Source organism: Rhodococcus sp. DMF-1 (assembly GCF_021441945.1).
Lineage (GTDB): Bacteria > Actinomycetota > Actinomycetes > Mycobacteriales > Mycobacteriaceae > Rhodococcus > Rhodococcus ruber.
In genome coordinates this window covers 4,537,472-4,552,988 of record NZ_CP090442.1, presented here as the reverse complement: position 1 = coordinate 4,552,988, position 15,517 = coordinate 4,537,472, and the positions used below count along the sequence as shown (strand labels likewise).

At 70.6% G+C, this 15,517-nt stretch carries 10 protein-coding genes; 9 read left to right on the top strand and 1 reads right to left on the bottom strand.

Annotation, left to right across the window (positions count from 1 at the left end; genetic code table 11):
- Positions 1 to 26: 26 nt before the first annotated feature.
- Together LZP97_RS20820 and LZP97_RS20815 are read left to right on the top strand one after the other, a co-directional pair.
- Positions 27 to 2,099, top strand: coding sequence for an MMPL family transporter (locus LZP97_RS20820; RefSeq protein WP_017681115.1), 2,073 nt, complete (start codon positions 27 to 29; stop codon positions 2,097 to 2,099).
- 127 nt (positions 2,100 to 2,226) lie between these two features.
- Positions 2,227 to 2,580 carry an HPF/RaiA family ribosome-associated protein gene (locus LZP97_RS20815; protein ID WP_010595503.1) on the top strand — a complete coding sequence of 118 codons (354 nt, stop codon included), beginning with the start codon at positions 2,227 to 2,229 and terminating at the stop codon, positions 2,578 to 2,580.
- Positions 2,581 to 2,649: 69 nt separating this feature from the next.
- Here LZP97_RS20815 and LZP97_RS20810 read toward each other — a convergent pair whose 3' ends face one another.
- Positions 2,650 to 3,948, bottom strand: coding sequence for a DUF2254 domain-containing protein (locus LZP97_RS20810; RefSeq protein ID WP_010595502.1), 1,299 nt, complete (start codon positions 3,946 to 3,948; stop codon positions 2,650 to 2,652).
- 343 nt (positions 3,949 to 4,291) lie between these two features.
- Between LZP97_RS20810 and kdpF the strand changes: the two genes are divergently transcribed.
- The 7 genes from kdpF (at position 4,292) to lysX (ending at position 15,517) form a co-directional block, all read left to right on the top strand.
- Positions 4,292 to 4,390, top strand: a complete 99-nt coding sequence (gene kdpF, locus LZP97_RS20805) for a K(+)-transporting ATPase subunit F (RefSeq protein WP_017681113.1) — start codon at positions 4,292 to 4,294, stop codon at positions 4,388 to 4,390.
- A gap of 7 nt (positions 4,391 to 4,397) precedes the next feature.
- Entirely contained in the window at positions 4,398 to 6,098 is a 1,701-nt protein-coding gene (gene kdpA, locus LZP97_RS20800) for a potassium-transporting ATPase subunit KdpA (RefSeq protein WP_017681112.1), read from the top strand.
- Positions 6,095 to 8,185 carry a potassium-transporting ATPase subunit KdpB gene (gene kdpB, locus LZP97_RS20795; RefSeq protein WP_040273148.1) on the top strand — a complete coding sequence of 697 codons (2,091 nt, stop codon included), beginning with the start codon at positions 6,095 to 6,097 and terminating at the stop codon, positions 8,183 to 8,185. The genes kdpA and kdpB overlap by 4 nt, the downstream gene beginning before the upstream one ends.
- A gap of 5 nt (positions 8,186 to 8,190) precedes the next feature.
- Complete coding sequence (locus LZP97_RS20790) at positions 8,191 to 8,850, top strand: potassium-transporting ATPase subunit C (protein WP_010595499.1); 660 nt, start codon at positions 8,191 to 8,193, stop codon at positions 8,848 to 8,850.
- A gap of 7 nt (positions 8,851 to 8,857) precedes the next feature.
- Positions 8,858 to 11,392 (top strand): sensor histidine kinase, encoded by a 2,535-nt coding sequence (locus LZP97_RS20785; RefSeq protein WP_010595498.1) that lies wholly within the window; start codon positions 8,858 to 8,860, stop codon positions 11,390 to 11,392.
- The gene (locus LZP97_RS20780) at positions 11,389 to 12,069 is read left to right on the top strand and encodes a response regulator (protein ID WP_010595497.1); all 681 of its coding nucleotides are present in this window, start codon (positions 11,389 to 11,391) and stop codon (positions 12,067 to 12,069) included. Before LZP97_RS20785 ends, LZP97_RS20780 begins: the two co-directional genes overlap by 4 nt.
- A 148-nt stretch (positions 12,070 to 12,217) precedes the next feature.
- Positions 12,218 to 15,517 carry a bifunctional lysylphosphatidylglycerol synthetase/lysine--tRNA ligase LysX gene (gene lysX, locus LZP97_RS20775; RefSeq protein ID WP_040273145.1) on the top strand — a complete coding sequence of 1,100 codons (3,300 nt, stop codon included), beginning with the start codon at positions 12,218 to 12,220 and terminating at the stop codon, positions 15,515 to 15,517.

Here is a 15,517-nt window from a genome sequence, read left to right as displayed (position 1 = left end):
CGTAGTCGCATTCTCCTGGAGGAAGATTGAACACCGTCACCGCGCCGGCTCGTTCACCTCGCCGCATCCGCTGGCTGCTGCCCGCGCTGCTGCTCATCGCGTGGCTCGCGATCGCGGGCGCCGGCGGCCCCTTCGCCGGCAAGCTCAGCGAGGTCCAGCAGAACGACAACAGCTCCTTCCTCCCGGCGTCCGCGGAATCCACCCGGGCGGGCGAACTCTATGCGGACTTCACCGACACCCGGTTCGTGCCCGCGATCGTCGTCGCCGAACGCCCGTCCGGCATCACCCCCGACGACCTCGCCTACCTCGCGGGAGCGTCCGCCGGCCCGCCGCCGGTTCCGTCGCAGGACGGTCAGGCCGCACGGCTGATCGTGCCCGTCGACAGCACCGGAGAGGTCGGCGAGGCCGTCGACGAGTTGCGCGCGGAGCTCGCGAACCCACCCGAGGGGCTGACGGTCCTCGTCACCGGACCCGCCGGGCAGATCGCGGACCTGACGACGGCATTCGAGGGCATCGACGGCCTGCTGCTGCTGGTCGCCGGCGGCGTGGTCCTGCTGATCCTCGTCGTCGTCTACCGCAGTCCGCTGCTGCCGTTCGTGGTGATCCTCTCGGCGGTGTTCGCCCTCGCACTGGCGAGCCTGCTGGTGTACCTGCTGGCCGACGCCGGCATCATCGCCCTCAACGGACAGAGCCAGGGCATCCTGTTCATCCTCGTCTTCGGTGCCGCGACCGACTACGCGCTGCTCCTGGTGTCCCGATACCGCGAGGAACTGCGCCTCGAGCAGGACCGGTTCGCCGCGATGCGCACCGCGTGGCGGGCGACGCTGGAGCCCATCGCGGCGTCGGCGGGCACCGTCATCGCCGGCGTGCTGTGCCTGCTGCTGTCCGACCTGAACTCCAACCGCGGCCTCGGCCCCGTCGCCGCGATCGGCATCGTCGCCTCGTTCGTCGCCTCCATGACCTTCCTGCCGTCCGCGCTCGTGCTGCTCGGCCGCGCCGCGTTCTGGCCCAAGCGGCCCACCGTCGACCCCGACGCCGATCGCGACGACCTCGCCTCGGCGCACCGGTTCTGGAGCGCCCTCGCCCGGAAGGTCGGCGCCCACCCGCGCCGGATCTGGGTCGTGTCGAGCATCGTGCTCGTCGGCTTCGCGATGCTGCTGCCCCAGTTCGAGGCCGACGGCGTCGCGCAGTCCGAGATCTTCCTGCTCGAGACCGAGTCCGTGACCGGCCAGGAGGTGCTCGGCAGGCACTTCGATGCGGGCACCGGATCGCCCGCGGTGATCATCACCCGTGAGTCCGCGGCGGGCGACGTCGCCGCCGCCGCCCGCATCGAGGGCGTCACCGAGGTGGTACCGGTGACCGGGCCGGACGGCGCGACGACCGTCGTCGACGGCCGCGTCGCGCTGCAGGCGACCCTGTCGGACCCGGCCGACTCGCTGGCCGCCGAGGACACCGTCGAACGCATCCGCGACGCGGTGGCCGGGATCCCGAACGCCGAGGCGCTGGTCGGCGGCAACTCGGCGGTGGACCTGGACACCAAGAACACCGCCACCCGCGACCGCACGGTCATCATTCCCGTCGTCGTCGCCGTGGTGCTGCTGATCCTCGTCCTGCTCCTGCGCGCGATCGTCGCCCCGGTGCTGCTGATGCTGACGGTCGTCGTGTCCTTCGCCGCCACCCTCGGGGTGTCGTCGCTGGTCTTCGACCACCTGCTCGGGTTCCCCGGCGCCGACCCGGTGGTGCCGCTGTTCGGCTTCGTCTTCCTCGTCGCGCTGGGTATCGACTACAACATCTTCCTGATGACGCGGGTGCGGGAGGAGAGCGCGCGCGTGGGCACCCGGCGTGGCACGCTGCGGGCCCTGACCGTGACCGGTGGTGTGATCACCTCGGCGGGCATCGTCCTGGCCGCGACGTTCTCGGCACTGGCGGTGATCCCGCTGCTGTTCCTCGCCCAGATCGCGTTCATCGTCGCGTTCGGCGTGCTGCTCGACGCCCTGCTGGTCCGGTCGCTGCTCGTTCCCGCCCTGACCATCGACATCGGCAAGCGGGTGTGGTGGCCGAGCGCGCTCTCCCGCCGCGAACCCGAGAACCCCGGCTAGACGGACCCGGCTAGACGGACCCGGGTTGCCGCCCGTCGTCGTGCTCGGGTGGAATCGGAGCGGGCGCGGTGCGGAACCCGGGGGATCCCCTCCGGCCGTATCGCCGGACCGAGAAGGAGACAGATCGATGCAGATCCAGCTCAACAAGGACAGCCACATCCAGATCGACGACGACATCGCCGACCGCCTCGAGAGCGAGCTCGCGTCCGCGGTCGAGCGGTTCGCCGACCGGATCACCCGGCTCGAGATCCACCTCAGCGACGAGAACGCCGGGAAGTTCGGCACCACGGACAAGCGGTGCCTCCTCGAGGCCCGCATCGCGGGTCAGCAACCGATCGTCGTCACCCACAACGCCGGCTCGGTGAAGGAAGCGTTCGACGGTGCCGTCCACCGCCTGCGCAGCCTGCTCGATTCCAAGCTCGGCCGCTCGAGCGACCACAAGGGCGGTCCCTCCATCCGCCACATGGGCGTCGAGGAGTAACCGGCCGCGACCCGGAATCCGCTCGGGAACCACCGGGCGGATTCCGTCGCGCGAGTCACGCGCGACGGCTCAGTCCACCTCGTGCTCGGCCGGGTCGACCGGAGACTCGGCCACGGCCCGGAACCGGGCGAGGTCCTCGGGGTGGTGCCCCGGCTCGGCGGCCACGGACTCGACGAGCAACCGCAGTTGCCGCTCGAGCTCCGGTACGTGCTCGTCCCGGTCGGCGGCCCGCACATGGTCGGTCAGCATGCGCAGCACCCGCGCGACCGCGGTGGCCACGTGCAGTTGCCGCGGACACGCCTGCCGGATCTGCTCGAAGGCGTGCTCGACGTACTCCGGCGGGGACAGCATCCACGGGCGCAGCAGCACCCGGCCGTCGGCGCCGGCGACCGACAGCGGCGGCACCTCGGCGGTCAGGAGCGTCCGCAGCAGACTGCCGATGCGCAGGACCACCTCGGTCGCGGTGGTGGGGTCGTTGATCGCCGAACTGAGAGCGCGCAGGCCGATGTCGACCAGCTGGCGCAGCGCGAAATCCACGTCCTGCTGCATGGTGCGGGTGTCGGAGATCTCCACGGCGGCCTCGAGCCGGCGACGGACCCTGTCGGCACGGTCCGGGACCGGCCACACGCGCAACAGCACTTCGCCGCGATGGATGTAGGCGCCGGGACGCGTTTCCAGGCGCACCACCGTCGACGGGGGTACCGACGCGAGAAGATGCTCGGTCGGCGCCTGGGTCACCCAGCCGTCCCGGACCGCCGGAACCGTCATGATCGCGTCGGAAGCCGGCCGGGACACCGCCGCGGCCGGGCGTTCCGTGCGGCTCTCCCGAACCGCTGCGTCGAGCACCCCGTCCGCCTCGGTGGCGATCGTGCGCACCACCTCACCGACCTGCAGTCCGTGCGCGAGCCTGTCGAGATAGGCGACGATCAGGACGACGGTGGCCACCGTCAGCACCAGGGCCACGGTCATCGACACCCCCGGCGCCGGTTCGGCAGCCTCGGCTCCCACGTGCCGCAGCGTCAGCACGCAGTAGACGAACGTCGCCACGAGCATGCCGATCACCGTCTGGCTCACGCGGTCCCGGATGAACGAGCGCATCACCCGGGGCGAGAACTGGCTGCTGGCCAACTGCAGGCTGACCACGGTCAGTGAGAACACCACCCCCGCCGTGGTGATCGTCGCGCCCGCCACGGTACTGAGCAGCCACGTCGCGCCGTTGCTGTTCATCTGCACGGCCCACCCCGCGACGTCGGTGGGGAGGGTGCGGTCGAGGTACGCGGTCACCTCGGCGAGGATCACCCCGGCAGCGACGATCAACGTCGGCAGCGCGAACAGGCTCTCGCGAAATCGGTACGCGGCAGCCGCCATACGCAGCTGCGGCAGCGGTCTCGGACGGGCACTCATACCCGTCGACGCTATCCGCTGACCAGCGTCCGGTCTCGGAACCCGCGGGCACTGCGCCGCCGGGACCCGCACCGGCGTGTAAAGAACTCGTCAGGACATCGACCGCGGGCATCAAGATTCCGTATGGATCGCCGTCGAGGGAAGCGCACGGTGCAACAGTGTGGTGCGGGGCGCCGATCGGCGCCTGATTCGTGTCTACGACAAGGGAAGACGACATGGCCGACGCCGCGTACGTGGTGCTGATCCTGGCTGGGTTCCTGGTGTGCGCTCTGGTCCTGCGTGCCCTGCACGCGCGAGGGGCGAACCGATGACCTGGGCGGGCGCGGCGAGTGTCGCGCTCGTCGTGATCGCGGTGGCACTCGTGGCGTACCTGCTGATCGCGCTGCTCGATCCGGAGAGGTTCTGACGATCCGATGACTCCAGCTGTTGCCGCGGGACTGCAGATCGCCCTGGTCGTCGCAGTCCTGGCATTGGCATACGTTCCGCTCGGTGACTACATGGCGAGGGTCTACACGACCGACACCGACCTCCGGTGGAAGGACCTGCGGATCGAGTCGCTGATGTACCGGGTGTGCCGGATCGATCCCCGCGCCGAGCAGACCTGGTACGGATACGCCGCAAGTGTGCTCGGCTTCTCCCTGGCGAGCGTGCTCTTCTTGTATCTCCTGCAGCGCGTTCAAGGCATCCTGCCGCTGAGCAACGGGCTGGCGGGGGTGAGCCCGGCCGTAGCGTTCAACACGGCCGTCTCGTTCGTCACCAACACCAACTGGCAGTCCTACGTGCCCGAGACGACGATGAGCCCACTCACCCAGTCCGCCGGGCTCGCGGTGCAGAACTTCGTCTCGGCGGCGGTGGGGATGGCGGTCGTGACCGCCCTGATCCGTGGTCTGGTGCGCGTCGGACGCGGCGGCGAGATCGGCAACTTCTGGGTGGACCTGGTCCGCGGGACCCTGCGGATCCTGCTACCGCTGGCATTCGTGATCGCCCTGATCCTGCTGAGCCAGGGCGTGATCCAGTCGTATCGCAGCGGCTTCACCGCGACCGGACTGGACGGCGACACGGTCACGAACGCGCTCGCGCCGGTTGCCTCGCAGGAGGCGATCAAGGAACTCGGCACCAACGGCGGCGGCGTCCTCGCCGCGAACTCGGCGCACCCGTTCGAGAATCCCACCCCCGTCACCAACATCGTCGAGATCCTCGCGATCCTGCTGATCCCGGTGGCGCTGACGCGCACGTTCGGCACGATGATCGGCAACCGACGGCAGGGCCTGACCGTCCTCGGCGTGATGGCGGTGCTCTACGGCACCGTCCTGGCGGTGGCGCTGGCCGCCGAATCCGGTACGCGGGGTGTGGCGGCGAACGCCGCCGGCGCGATGATGGAGGGCAAGGAAGTCCGGTTCGGGATTCCCGGTTCGGTGCTGTTCGCGGTGTCGACCACCGGCACGAGCACCGGTGCGGTGAACTCGGCGCACGACAGCATGTCCCCGCTGGGCGGCGGGGCCGTTCTGCTGAACATCCTGCTCGGCGAGATCGCGCCCGGCGGCGTCGGCACCGGCCTGTACGGCATGCTGGTGCTCGCGGTGCTCGCCGTGTTCGTCGGGGGCCTGCTCGTGGGGCGCACCCCCGAGTTCCTCGGTAAGAAGCTGCGCAGGCGCGAGATCACCCTTGCCGCGCTGACGGTCCTGGTCATGCCGGCCCTGGTACTCGTCGGCACCGGAATCACGGTGATCCTCTCGCCCACCACCGGGTATCTCGGCAACTCCGGGGACCCGGGCACGCCGGGCGCGATCCACGGCTTCACCGAGGTGCTCTATGCCTATGCCTCGGCGTCGAACAACAACGGCAGCGCGTTCGGCGGACTGACCGTCACGAGCGATTGGTTCCAGTCCTCGCTGGGGATGTGCATGCTGCTCGGGCGGTTCCTGCCGATCGTGTTCGTCCTGGCTCTGGCCGGCTCGCTCGCCTCCCAGCGGCGCACCCCGGCCGGGGCGGGCACGCTGCCCACCACCGGTGTGGCATTCGCCGGGCTGCTCACCGGAACCGTCGTACTGGTTGCGGCTCTCACCTTCTTCCCGGCCCTGGCCCTGGGCCCCGTCGCGGAGGCACTGCATTGACCGTCGATGTTCATTCCCACCGGGAGACGATCGCCTCCCGCCCGCATCGTGTCGGCGGGGGCGTGTTCAGCCCCCGTCAGCTGGCAGACGCCCTGCCGGGAGCGATCCGCAAGCTCGATCCCCGGCATGTGGCGCGGAATCCGGTGATGTTCGTCGTGCTGGTCGGGTCGGCGGTCGCCACCGTCGCGGCGATCGTCGAACCCACCCTGTTCGCCTGGTCGATCGCGGCGTGGCTGTGGTTCACCGTGCTCTTCGCCAACCTCGCCGAGTCGGTCGCCGAGGGGCGAGGCAAGGCGCAGGCGGCGAGCCTGCGAAAGGTCAAGCAGGACACGGCAGCCCGTCGCCTCACCGGTCCGGCCGCCGAGGAATCCGTATCGGCCACCGAGCTGCGCGTGGGCGATCTCGTCGTGGTGGAGACCGGTGGGACGATTCCCGGGGACGGCGACGTGATCGAGGGCATCGCCACGGTCGACGAGTCGGCGATCACCGGAGAATCCGCCCCGGTGATCCGCGAGTCGGGCGGCGACCGGTGCGCCGTCACCGGCGGCACCACCGTGCTCTCCGACCGCATCGTCGTGCGGATCACCGCCCCACCCGGGCAGACCTTCGTGGACCGGATGATCGCTCTCGTCGAAGGCGCCGCCCGGCAGAAGACCCCGAACGAGATCGCCCTGAACATCCTTCTCGCGGCGTTGACGATCGTGTTCCTGCTCGCGGTGGTCGCGATCGCTCCGATGAGCGCGTATGCCGGTGTCGAGCAGGGACCGGTCGAACTGATCGCGCTGCTGGTGTGCCTGATACCCACCACGATCGGAGCCCTGCTGTCCGCGATCGGCATCGCCGGCATGGATCGGCTGGTGCAGCGCAACGTGCTGGCCATGTCCGGCCGTGCCGTGGAGGCCGCCGGGGACATCGACACCCTGCTGCTGGACAAGACCGGAACCATCACCTACGGCAACCGCCGCGCCACCGCACTGCACCCGGCTCCCGGCATCACGGATGACGAAATAGCTTCCGCGGCAAGGATGTCGAGCCTGTCCGACGGTACCCCCGAGGGACGCAGCATCGTCGAACTCTGCGCCGAGCGGTACCACCTCGATCCGGGGCCGTCGGACGCCGAGCGCTCCGCCGAGTTCGTCGCCTTCACCGCGCACACCCGGATGAGCGGCCTCGACACCGTCGCCGACGCGGACACCCCGGTCCGAATCCGCAAGGGGGCCGCCGATGCGGTGAGCCGCTGGGTGGCCGAGGAGGGCGGACGGACGCCCGACGCGGTGAGCGCCGTCGTCGACGACATCGCCCGCGTCGGCGGAACGCCTCTGGTGGTGGCCCGGTGCGACGCCCGGGGCGCGTCGGTGGTCGGCGTCGTCGAACTGTCCGACGTCGTCAAACCGGGCATGGCACGGCGGTTCGCACAACTGCGCGCGATGGGCATCCGCACGGTGATGATCACCGGGGACAACCCGCTCACCGCGCGGGCGATCGCGGCCGAGGCGGGGGTCGACGACTACCTGGCCGAGGCGACTCCCGAGGACAAGCTGGCGCTGATCCGCTCGGAACAGCAGGGCGGACGGCTGGTCGCGATGACCGGCGACGGAACCAACGACGCGCCCGCCCTGGCACAGGCCGACGTCGGGGTGGCGATGAACACCGGCACCTCCGCGGCCAAGGAGGCGGGGAACATGGTCGACCTCGACTCCGATCCGACGAAGCTGATCGAAGTGGTCGAGATCGGCAAGCAGCTGCTCATCACGCGCGGGGCACTGACCACCTTCTCCCTGGCCAACGACCTGGCGAAGTACTTCGCGATCCTGCCCGCCCTCTTCAGCGGGATCTATCCGCAGCTGGCGGGGTTGAACATCATGGGACTGGCCACCCCGCAGTCCGCGATCCTGTCGGCGGTGATCTTCAATGCCCTGGTGATCGTGGCGCTGATACCGCTGGCCCTGAAGGGTGTGCGGTACCGGCCGGCGAACGCGTCGTCGCTGCTGGGGCGGAATCTGCTCGTCTACGGCCTCGGTGGGGTGATCACCCCGTTCGTCGGGATCTGGCTGATCGACCTCGTGGTGCGTCTGGGAATCGGGTGACACGGATGGGATTCGGGAACTTCTTCGCAGGATTGATCCGGCAGGTGCGGGCCGGCCTGCTGATGCTGGTCGCACTGACCGTGATCGTCGGAGCGGCCTATCCGGCGACGGTATGGGTGGTGGGACGACTCGGTGCGGCGAGCGCCGAGGGTTCGGCGCTGACCGACGCGAACGGGTGCGTGGTCGGCAGCCGGCTGATCGGCGTCGATCCGCAGGTCGCCGTCGGTGAGCCCGACCCGTTCTTCCACACGCGCGTCGTCGGCTCGGTCGCCGGCGGGGACGCATTCACCCCGGGCGACCCGGCCGCCGCCCTGCCGTCCAACCAAGGCCCCGGCAGCGAGGTGCTGGCCGCCTTCGTCGACGAGCGGCGTGCGGCGATCGCCGCACGCGAGCAGGTGCCGCCGCAGGCCGTTCCCGTCGATGCGGTCACCGGATCCGGCTCCGGCGTCGACCCCCACATCTCCCCTGCCTACGCCGCGGTGCAGGTGCCGCGGGTCGCGCGGGTCACCGGCATCCCCGAGCAATGGGTCCGCGAGCTGGTCGCCGCGCACACCGAGGGCCGGCAACTCGGGTTCCTCGGCGCCGAACGAGTGAACGTGCCCGAGCTGAACGTGGCCCTGGGACTGACTGCACCCGACTGCGACGAGGTCCCCTCGGGTGGATGATGGCGTCGTGACCGGTACCGCACGCACCGCCGTCCCCGAGGCGTCGCGCCGGGGACGGCTGCGGATCTACCTCGGTGCCGCCCCCGGCGCGGGAAAGACGTTCGCCATGCTGGGGGAGGCCCATCGGCGAATCGGCCGAGGCACCGACGTGGTGGTGGCGATCGTGAACACGCACGGGCGGGCGCGCACTACCGAGCAGCTGGCCGGCCTCGAGATCGTCCCGCCACGGCGGATGACGTACCGCGACACCGTGTTCGACGAACTCGACCTCGACGCCGTGCTGGCCCGCCGGCCGGCGGTCGCCCTGGTCGACGAGCTCGCCCACACCAACGTGCCGGGCAGCCGGCACACCAAACGCTGGCAGGACGTCGAGGAACTGCTCGACGCGGGCATCGACGTCCTGTCCACGGTCAACATCCAGCACCTCGAGTCCCTCAACGACGTCGTCGAGCAGATCACCGGCGTGGTGCAACGCGAGACCGTGCCCGACGACGTCGTACGGCGCGCCGACCAGGTCGAGCTCGTCGACATCACCCCGCAGGCGCTGCAGCGGCGTCTCGCGCACGGCAACGTCTACGCGCCGGAGAACGTCGATGCCGCGCTGCGCAACTACTTCCGCGAAGGGAACCTGACCGCCCTGCGCGAGATCGCCCTGCTGTGGCTCGCCGATCAGGTCGACCTTGCGCTCGCGAAGTACCGCGGCGAACACGCCATCACCGACACCTGGGAGGCCCGCGAGCGCGTCGTCGTCGCCGTCACCGGCGGGCCCGAATCGGAGACCCTGGTGCGCCGGGCCAGCCGCATCGCCGCCAAGGCGAGCGCGGAGCTGATGGTCGTGCACGTCGTCCGGGGCGACGGCCTCACCGGTGTCTCGGCGCCGCAGATGGGAAAGGTCCGGACCCTCGCCGCGAGTCTGGGCGCCAGCCTGCACAGCGTCGTCGGCGACGACGTGCCCACCACGCTGCTCGACTTCGCGCGGGAGGTGAACGCGACCCAGCTCGTGCTCGGCACGTCGCGGCGCCCGCGATGGGCCCGCATCCTCGACGAGGGCATCGGGGCGGCGGTCGTCCGCGACTCCGGCAGGATCGACGTGCACATGGTGACCCACGAGCACACGGCCCGAGGCCCGAAGATGGCGTTGCTGGGCCGCCACGAGCGGCGACTGCAGTCCTGGATCGCGGCAGCCGTCATCCCCCTCGTCGCGACCGCCCTGATGGCCGTGATCGACCGCCTCACCGGGGTGGCCGGCCAGAACGCGTTGTTCTTCGTCGTCGTGCTCGCCGTCGCCCTGTTCGGCGGAATCGGCCCCGCCGTCGTCGCGGCCCTGCTGTCCGGCCTGCTGCTCAACTTCTTCTTCACCGAACCGCGCTACAGCTTCACCATTGCCGAACCGGACAACTTCGTCACCACCGTGGTGCTGCTCGTCGTCGCCGTGGCGGTCGCCGCGCTGGTCGACGCCGCCGCGGCCCGGGCCCGCGAGGCGCGGCTCGCCGCGCAGGAGGCCGAACTGCTCGCCCTGTTCGCCGGCGCTGTGCTGCGCGGCGCGAACGTCCACAGCTTGCTCGACAAGGTCCGCGAGACCTACGGGCAGTCCGGTGTCGCGATCCTGCGTTCCGAGAACGGCCGCCGCCACGTCGTCGACCGCACCGGAACCACTCCGCCCGCCTCGGTCGACGAGGCCGATACCGTGTGCGAGATCGACGACGGCCGTCTTGCGCTACTGCTGTCCGGCCCAGGATTGCGACCCCGCGACCGCCGGATCCTCACCGCGGTCACCGGGCAGATCGCCGGGTTGATCCGCCAGGACGAACTCACCGCCGAAGCGGCGAAAGCCTCGGCCCTGGCCGAAACCGACCGTCTGCGGCGGCTGTTGCTGTCGGCGGTGAGCCACGACCTGCGCACCCCGCTCGCCGCCGTCAAGGCCGCCGTGTCCAGTCTGCGCAGCACCGACGTCGAATTCTCCGCCGAGGACACCGCGGAGCTGCTCGCGACGATCGAGGAGTCCACCGACCAGCTCACCGCCCTCGTGTCGAACCTGCTCGACTCCTCTCGGCTCGCGGCCGGGGTGGTCACGCCCGTCCTGCAGCCGCTCTACCTCGACGAGGTGCTGCACCGGGCCGTGGTCACGCTCTCGAGCGGCGGCCCGGACGCCGCCCGCCGGGTGCGCGAACGACTCGAGGTCGACGTCGGCGACACGATGGTCGAGGCGGACAGCGGCCTGCTCGAACGAATCCTGGCCAACCTTCTCGACAATGCCCTGCGCTACGCGCCGACCGGCCCGATCCGGGTCGGTGCCGTCACTTCCGGTGACCGCACCACCGTCACCATCGCGGACTGCGGTCCCGGCCTCGGATCCGGCGACGCCGGCAACGTCTTCCCACGAATCGGCGACCACCGCAGCGGCGGGGCGGGGCTCGGATCGACCGTCGCGCGAGGATTCGCCGAAGCGATGAGCGGAACCGTCACCACCACCGAGACACCCGGCGGCGGGACGACCATGGTCGTCGAACTCGCGTCCGCGCAGCCGAGGGTGCCGCGATGACCCGCATACTCGTCGTCGACGACGAACCACAGATCCTGCGCGCGTTGCGCATCAACCTCACCGCACGCGGGTACGAGGTGATCACCGCCGGTGACGGACGCTCCGCCCTGCGGGCCGCCGCCCAGCAGCGTCCCGACGTGATCGTCCTCGACCTCGGACTACCCGACCTCGACGGGATCGAGGTGCTCGCCGGGCTGCACGGCTGGTGCACCGCCCCGGTCATCGTCCTCTCGGCACGCACCGACGCCCTCGACAAGGTGGCCGCTCTCGATGCCGGAGCCGACGACTACGTCACGAAGCCGTTCGGGATGGAGGAGTTCCTCGCCCGCATCCGCGCCGCGGTCCGCCGAGCCGGCACCATCTCGGGCACGACCGAACCGGCGATCGACACCGACGACTTCACCGTCGACCTCGCCGCGAAGAAGGTCACGCGCGACGGCGCACCGGTTCACCTGACTCCCACCGAGTGGGGGATGCTCGAGGTGCTGGTGCGCAACCGCGGAAAGCTCGTCGGGCAGCGCGAACTGCTGGAAGAGGTGTGGGGACCGTCCTACACGACCCAGACCCATTACCTGCGGGTGTATCTCACGCAGCTGCGGCGCAAACTCGAGCCCGATCCCGCCCATCCCCGGCACCTGCTCACCGAGCCGGGGATGGGATACCGCTTCGAACCTTGAGGCAGACCGCCCGAGTCGAAGTCGACGGTCCGAGCGGCACAGGACGGACGGCACAGGGCGGACGGCACGGGGCGGACGGCACGACGGATTCGCACCGAATTGTCGGTTCCGACCGGTACGAGGTCCTGCGCGGCGCTACCGTCGACGCATGTCAGCGGACGTTGCTGCGGCACCTGCGGCGCACCCCCACCTGTCTGCCCGGCCCCGCGGCCGCCTGAACTCGGTCCCGCACGTGGCGGGCCTGACCCTCGGGATCTTCGCCCTCGCGGTGGCGCTGTGGTCGCTCTCCCCCACCCTGCGCTACTTCGTCCACACCCCACGCGAATACGTCGACACCTACCTGTTCGACGCCCCCGACACCAGCCTGTCGTATGCACTGGTGCTCGGTCTGCTCGCGGCGGCCCTGGCCAGTCGCAAGCGGATCGCATGGTGGATTCTCACCGTGTACCTGGCCGGATTCGCGATCTACAACGGGTACGTGGCGGTGTCGGAGCGCGATATCGGCGCGGCGATCGGTCTCGTGGTGCAGGTCGCGGTGGTGGGGATCCTGCTCGCGGCGTACCCGGAGTTCTACACGCGGGTCCGTCGCGGCGCGGTGTGGAAATCGCTGGGTGTCCTCGTCGCCGGCCTGGCCGTCGGGACACTGATCGGGTGGGGCCTGGTGGAGCTGTTCCCCGGCACCCTGCCGTCCGACGAGCGGTTGCTGTGGGCGGTCAACCGGGTCACCGCCCTGTCCCTGCTCGACAACGATCAGTTCAGCGGGCGCCCACACGGATTCGTCAACACCCTGCTCGGCCTGCTGGGGGCGCTGGCGCTGATCGCGGCGGTGATCGTGCTGTTCCGGTCGCAACGGGCGACCAACGCACTGACCGGGAACGACGAATCCGCCATCCGGGGCCTGCTCGAGCGGAACGGCGACGATTCGCTGGGCTACTTCGCGACCCGGCGCGACAAGGCGGTGGTCTTCGCGCCCAGCGGTAAGGCCGCGGTGACCTACCGCGTGGAGGTCGGGGTGTGTCTCGCCAGTGGGGATCCCATCGGAAATCCGGAGGCGTGGCCGCACGCGATCGACGAGTGGCTCGCGCTCGCCCGGGGGTACGGCTGGGCGCCGGCGGTGATGGGGGCGAGCGAGGCCGGCGCCGGCGCCTATCGCCGGGCCGGTCTGTCGGTCCTGCAACTCGGCGACGAGGCCGTTCTCCACACCACGGGGTTCTCGCTGTCCGGCCGGGAGATGCGGCCCGTACGCCAAGCCGTGACGCGTGCGCACAAGCAGGGCGTGACGGTGCGTATCCGCCGGCACCGGGACGTTCCCGAGGCCGAAATGGCGCAGGCGATCCGCCTTTCCGACGACTGGCGCGACACCGAGACCGAACGCGGATTCTCGATGGCGCTCGGCCGGCTCGGGGATCCGCTCGACGGCCGGTGCGTGCTCGTGGAGGCGACGGTCCACGGCGAGGTGGTGGCGTTGCTGTCCCTCGTCCCGTGGGGGGCCGACGGCGTCTCGCTCGATCTGATGCGGCGGAATCCGCAGGCCCCCAACGGTGTCGTGGAGATGATGGTGTCGGAACTCGCTGCTCACGGCGGCGAGTTCGGGATCACCCGGATCTCGTTGAACTTCGCGGTGTTCCGCTCGGTGTTCGAGGAGGGCGCACGGATCGGCGCCGGTCCGGTGCTGCGGCTGTGGCGTTCGGTGCTGGTGTTCTTCTCCCGCTGGTGGCAGCTCGAGGCGCTGTACCGGTCCAACGTGAAGTACCAGCCCGAGTGGGTGCCCCGGTTCCTGTGCTTCGCCGACAACCGGGTGCTGCCCCGGGTCGGGATCGCGTCGGCGATCGCCGAGGGCTTCCTCACGCTGCCCAGCTTCGGCCGGGAGCGGAGCGCCCGCCGCCACACCGGAACCCAGACGTCCGCTCCTCCGGCGCTCGTCGAGACCGGCACCCTGCGTGACGACGGCAGCGCCCCCGCCGCCCTGCCGGCGCCGGAGTCGCGCACCGGCCCCCGCCGTCCGGAGCAGGTGCGGGTGCGGATGGCGAAGCTCGAACGGCTCGAGGAGGCGGGCGTCGACCCGTATCCGGTGGCGAACCCGCCGTCGCACACCTGCGCGGCGACGGTGACCGCACCCGAGGGCACCGCGGTGCGGATCGCCGGTCGTATCCTGCGACTCCGCGACTTCGGCGGCGTGCTGTTCGCGGTACTGCGGGACTGGTCGGGGGACGTGCAGATCCTGGTCGACCGCAGCCGCGTCGGCGGCCGCCGGTTCGTGTTCGACCTCGGCGACCTCGTCGAGGTGAGCGGGGTGACGGGCCGCAGTCGCAGCGGCGAGCTCTCGGTGCTCGCGGAGGACTGGCGGCTCGACGGCAAGTGCCTGCACCCGCTGCCCGACAAGTGGCGCGGCCTGACCGATCCGGAGGCCCGGGTGCGGCAGCGGTACGTCGACCTCGCGATCAACCGCACCGCGCGCCGGTTGCTCGCGGCGCGCAGCGCGGTGGTGCGGTCGCTGCGCGAGCAGCTGCAGGCGCGGGGCTACCTCGAGGTGGAGACCCCGATCCTGCAGGCCGTGCACGGCGGCGCCAACGCCGCCCCCTTCACCACCCACATCAACGCTTACGACCTCGACCTGTACCTGCGGATCGCACCCGAGCTGTACCTCAAACGCCTGTGCGTGGCGGGCATGGAACGGGTCTTCGAGATCGGCCGGGTGTTCCGCAACGAGGGGGCGGACTTCAAGCACAATCCGGAGTTCACGATTCTCGAGGCCTACGAGGCGCACGCGAACTACGAGGTCATGCGGGTGCTGGCCCGCGAGCTGATCCAGGCCGCGGCCGTCGCGGCCCACGGACGTGCGGTGATCGTCCGGCCCGGCCCCGACGGGACGCCCGTCGAGATCGACATCTCCGGCGAGTGGCCGGTGAAGACGTTCCACGGGGCGGTCTCGGACGCCCTCGGCACCGAGATCGACGCGCAGACACCGGTCGAGGAGTTGCGCCGGCTGTGCGACGAGCACGAGATCCCGTACAACCCCGAGTGGGACGCCGGTGCGACGGCGCAGGAGATGTACGAGCACCTCGTCGAATCCCGCACCGAATTCCCCACCTTCTACACCGACTTCCCCACCTCGGTGTCGCCGTTGACGCGCCCGCACCCGACGAAACCGCTCGTCGCGGCGAAGTGGGACCTCGTCGCCTGGGGGATCGAACTCGGCACGGCCTACAGCGAGCTGACCGACCCGATCGACCAGCGGGCCCGGCTCACCGAGCAGTCGCTGCTCGCCGCGGGAGGCGACGAGGAGGCGATGGAACTCGACGAGGACTTCCTGCAGGCGCTCGAACACGCCATGCCGCCCACCGGGGGTCTCGGCATGGGGGTCGACCGGATCGTCATGCTGATCACGGGCGGCAGCATCCGCGAGTCCCTCGCCTTCCCCCTCGCCAAGCCCCGCGCACGCCGGTGA

Excerpts from the sequence above, each read along its gene's own strand:
- LZP97_RS20815 (WP_010595503.1), top strand. The coding sequence starts at position 2,227 with ATGCAGATCCAGCTCAACAAGGACAGCCACATCCAGATCGACGACGAC.
- LZP97_RS20810 (WP_010595502.1), bottom strand. The coding sequence starts at position 3,948 with ATGGCGGCTGCCGCGTACCGATTTCGCGAGAGCCTGTTCGCGCTGCCG.
- kdpF (WP_017681113.1), top strand. The coding sequence starts at position 4,292 with ATGACCTGGGCGGGCGCGGCGAGTGTCGCGCTCGTCGTGATCGCGGTG.
- kdpA (WP_017681112.1), top strand. The coding sequence starts at position 4,398 with ATGACTCCAGCTGTTGCCGCGGGACTGCAGATCGCCCTGGTCGTCGCA.
- LZP97_RS20790 (WP_010595499.1), top strand. The coding sequence starts at position 8,191 with ATGGGATTCGGGAACTTCTTCGCAGGATTGATCCGGCAGGTGCGGGCC.
- LZP97_RS20780 (WP_010595497.1), top strand. The coding sequence starts at position 11,389 with ATGACCCGCATACTCGTCGTCGACGACGAACCACAGATCCTGCGCGCG.
- lysX (WP_040273145.1), top strand. The coding sequence starts at position 12,218 with ATGTCAGCGGACGTTGCTGCGGCACCTGCGGCGCACCCCCACCTGTCT.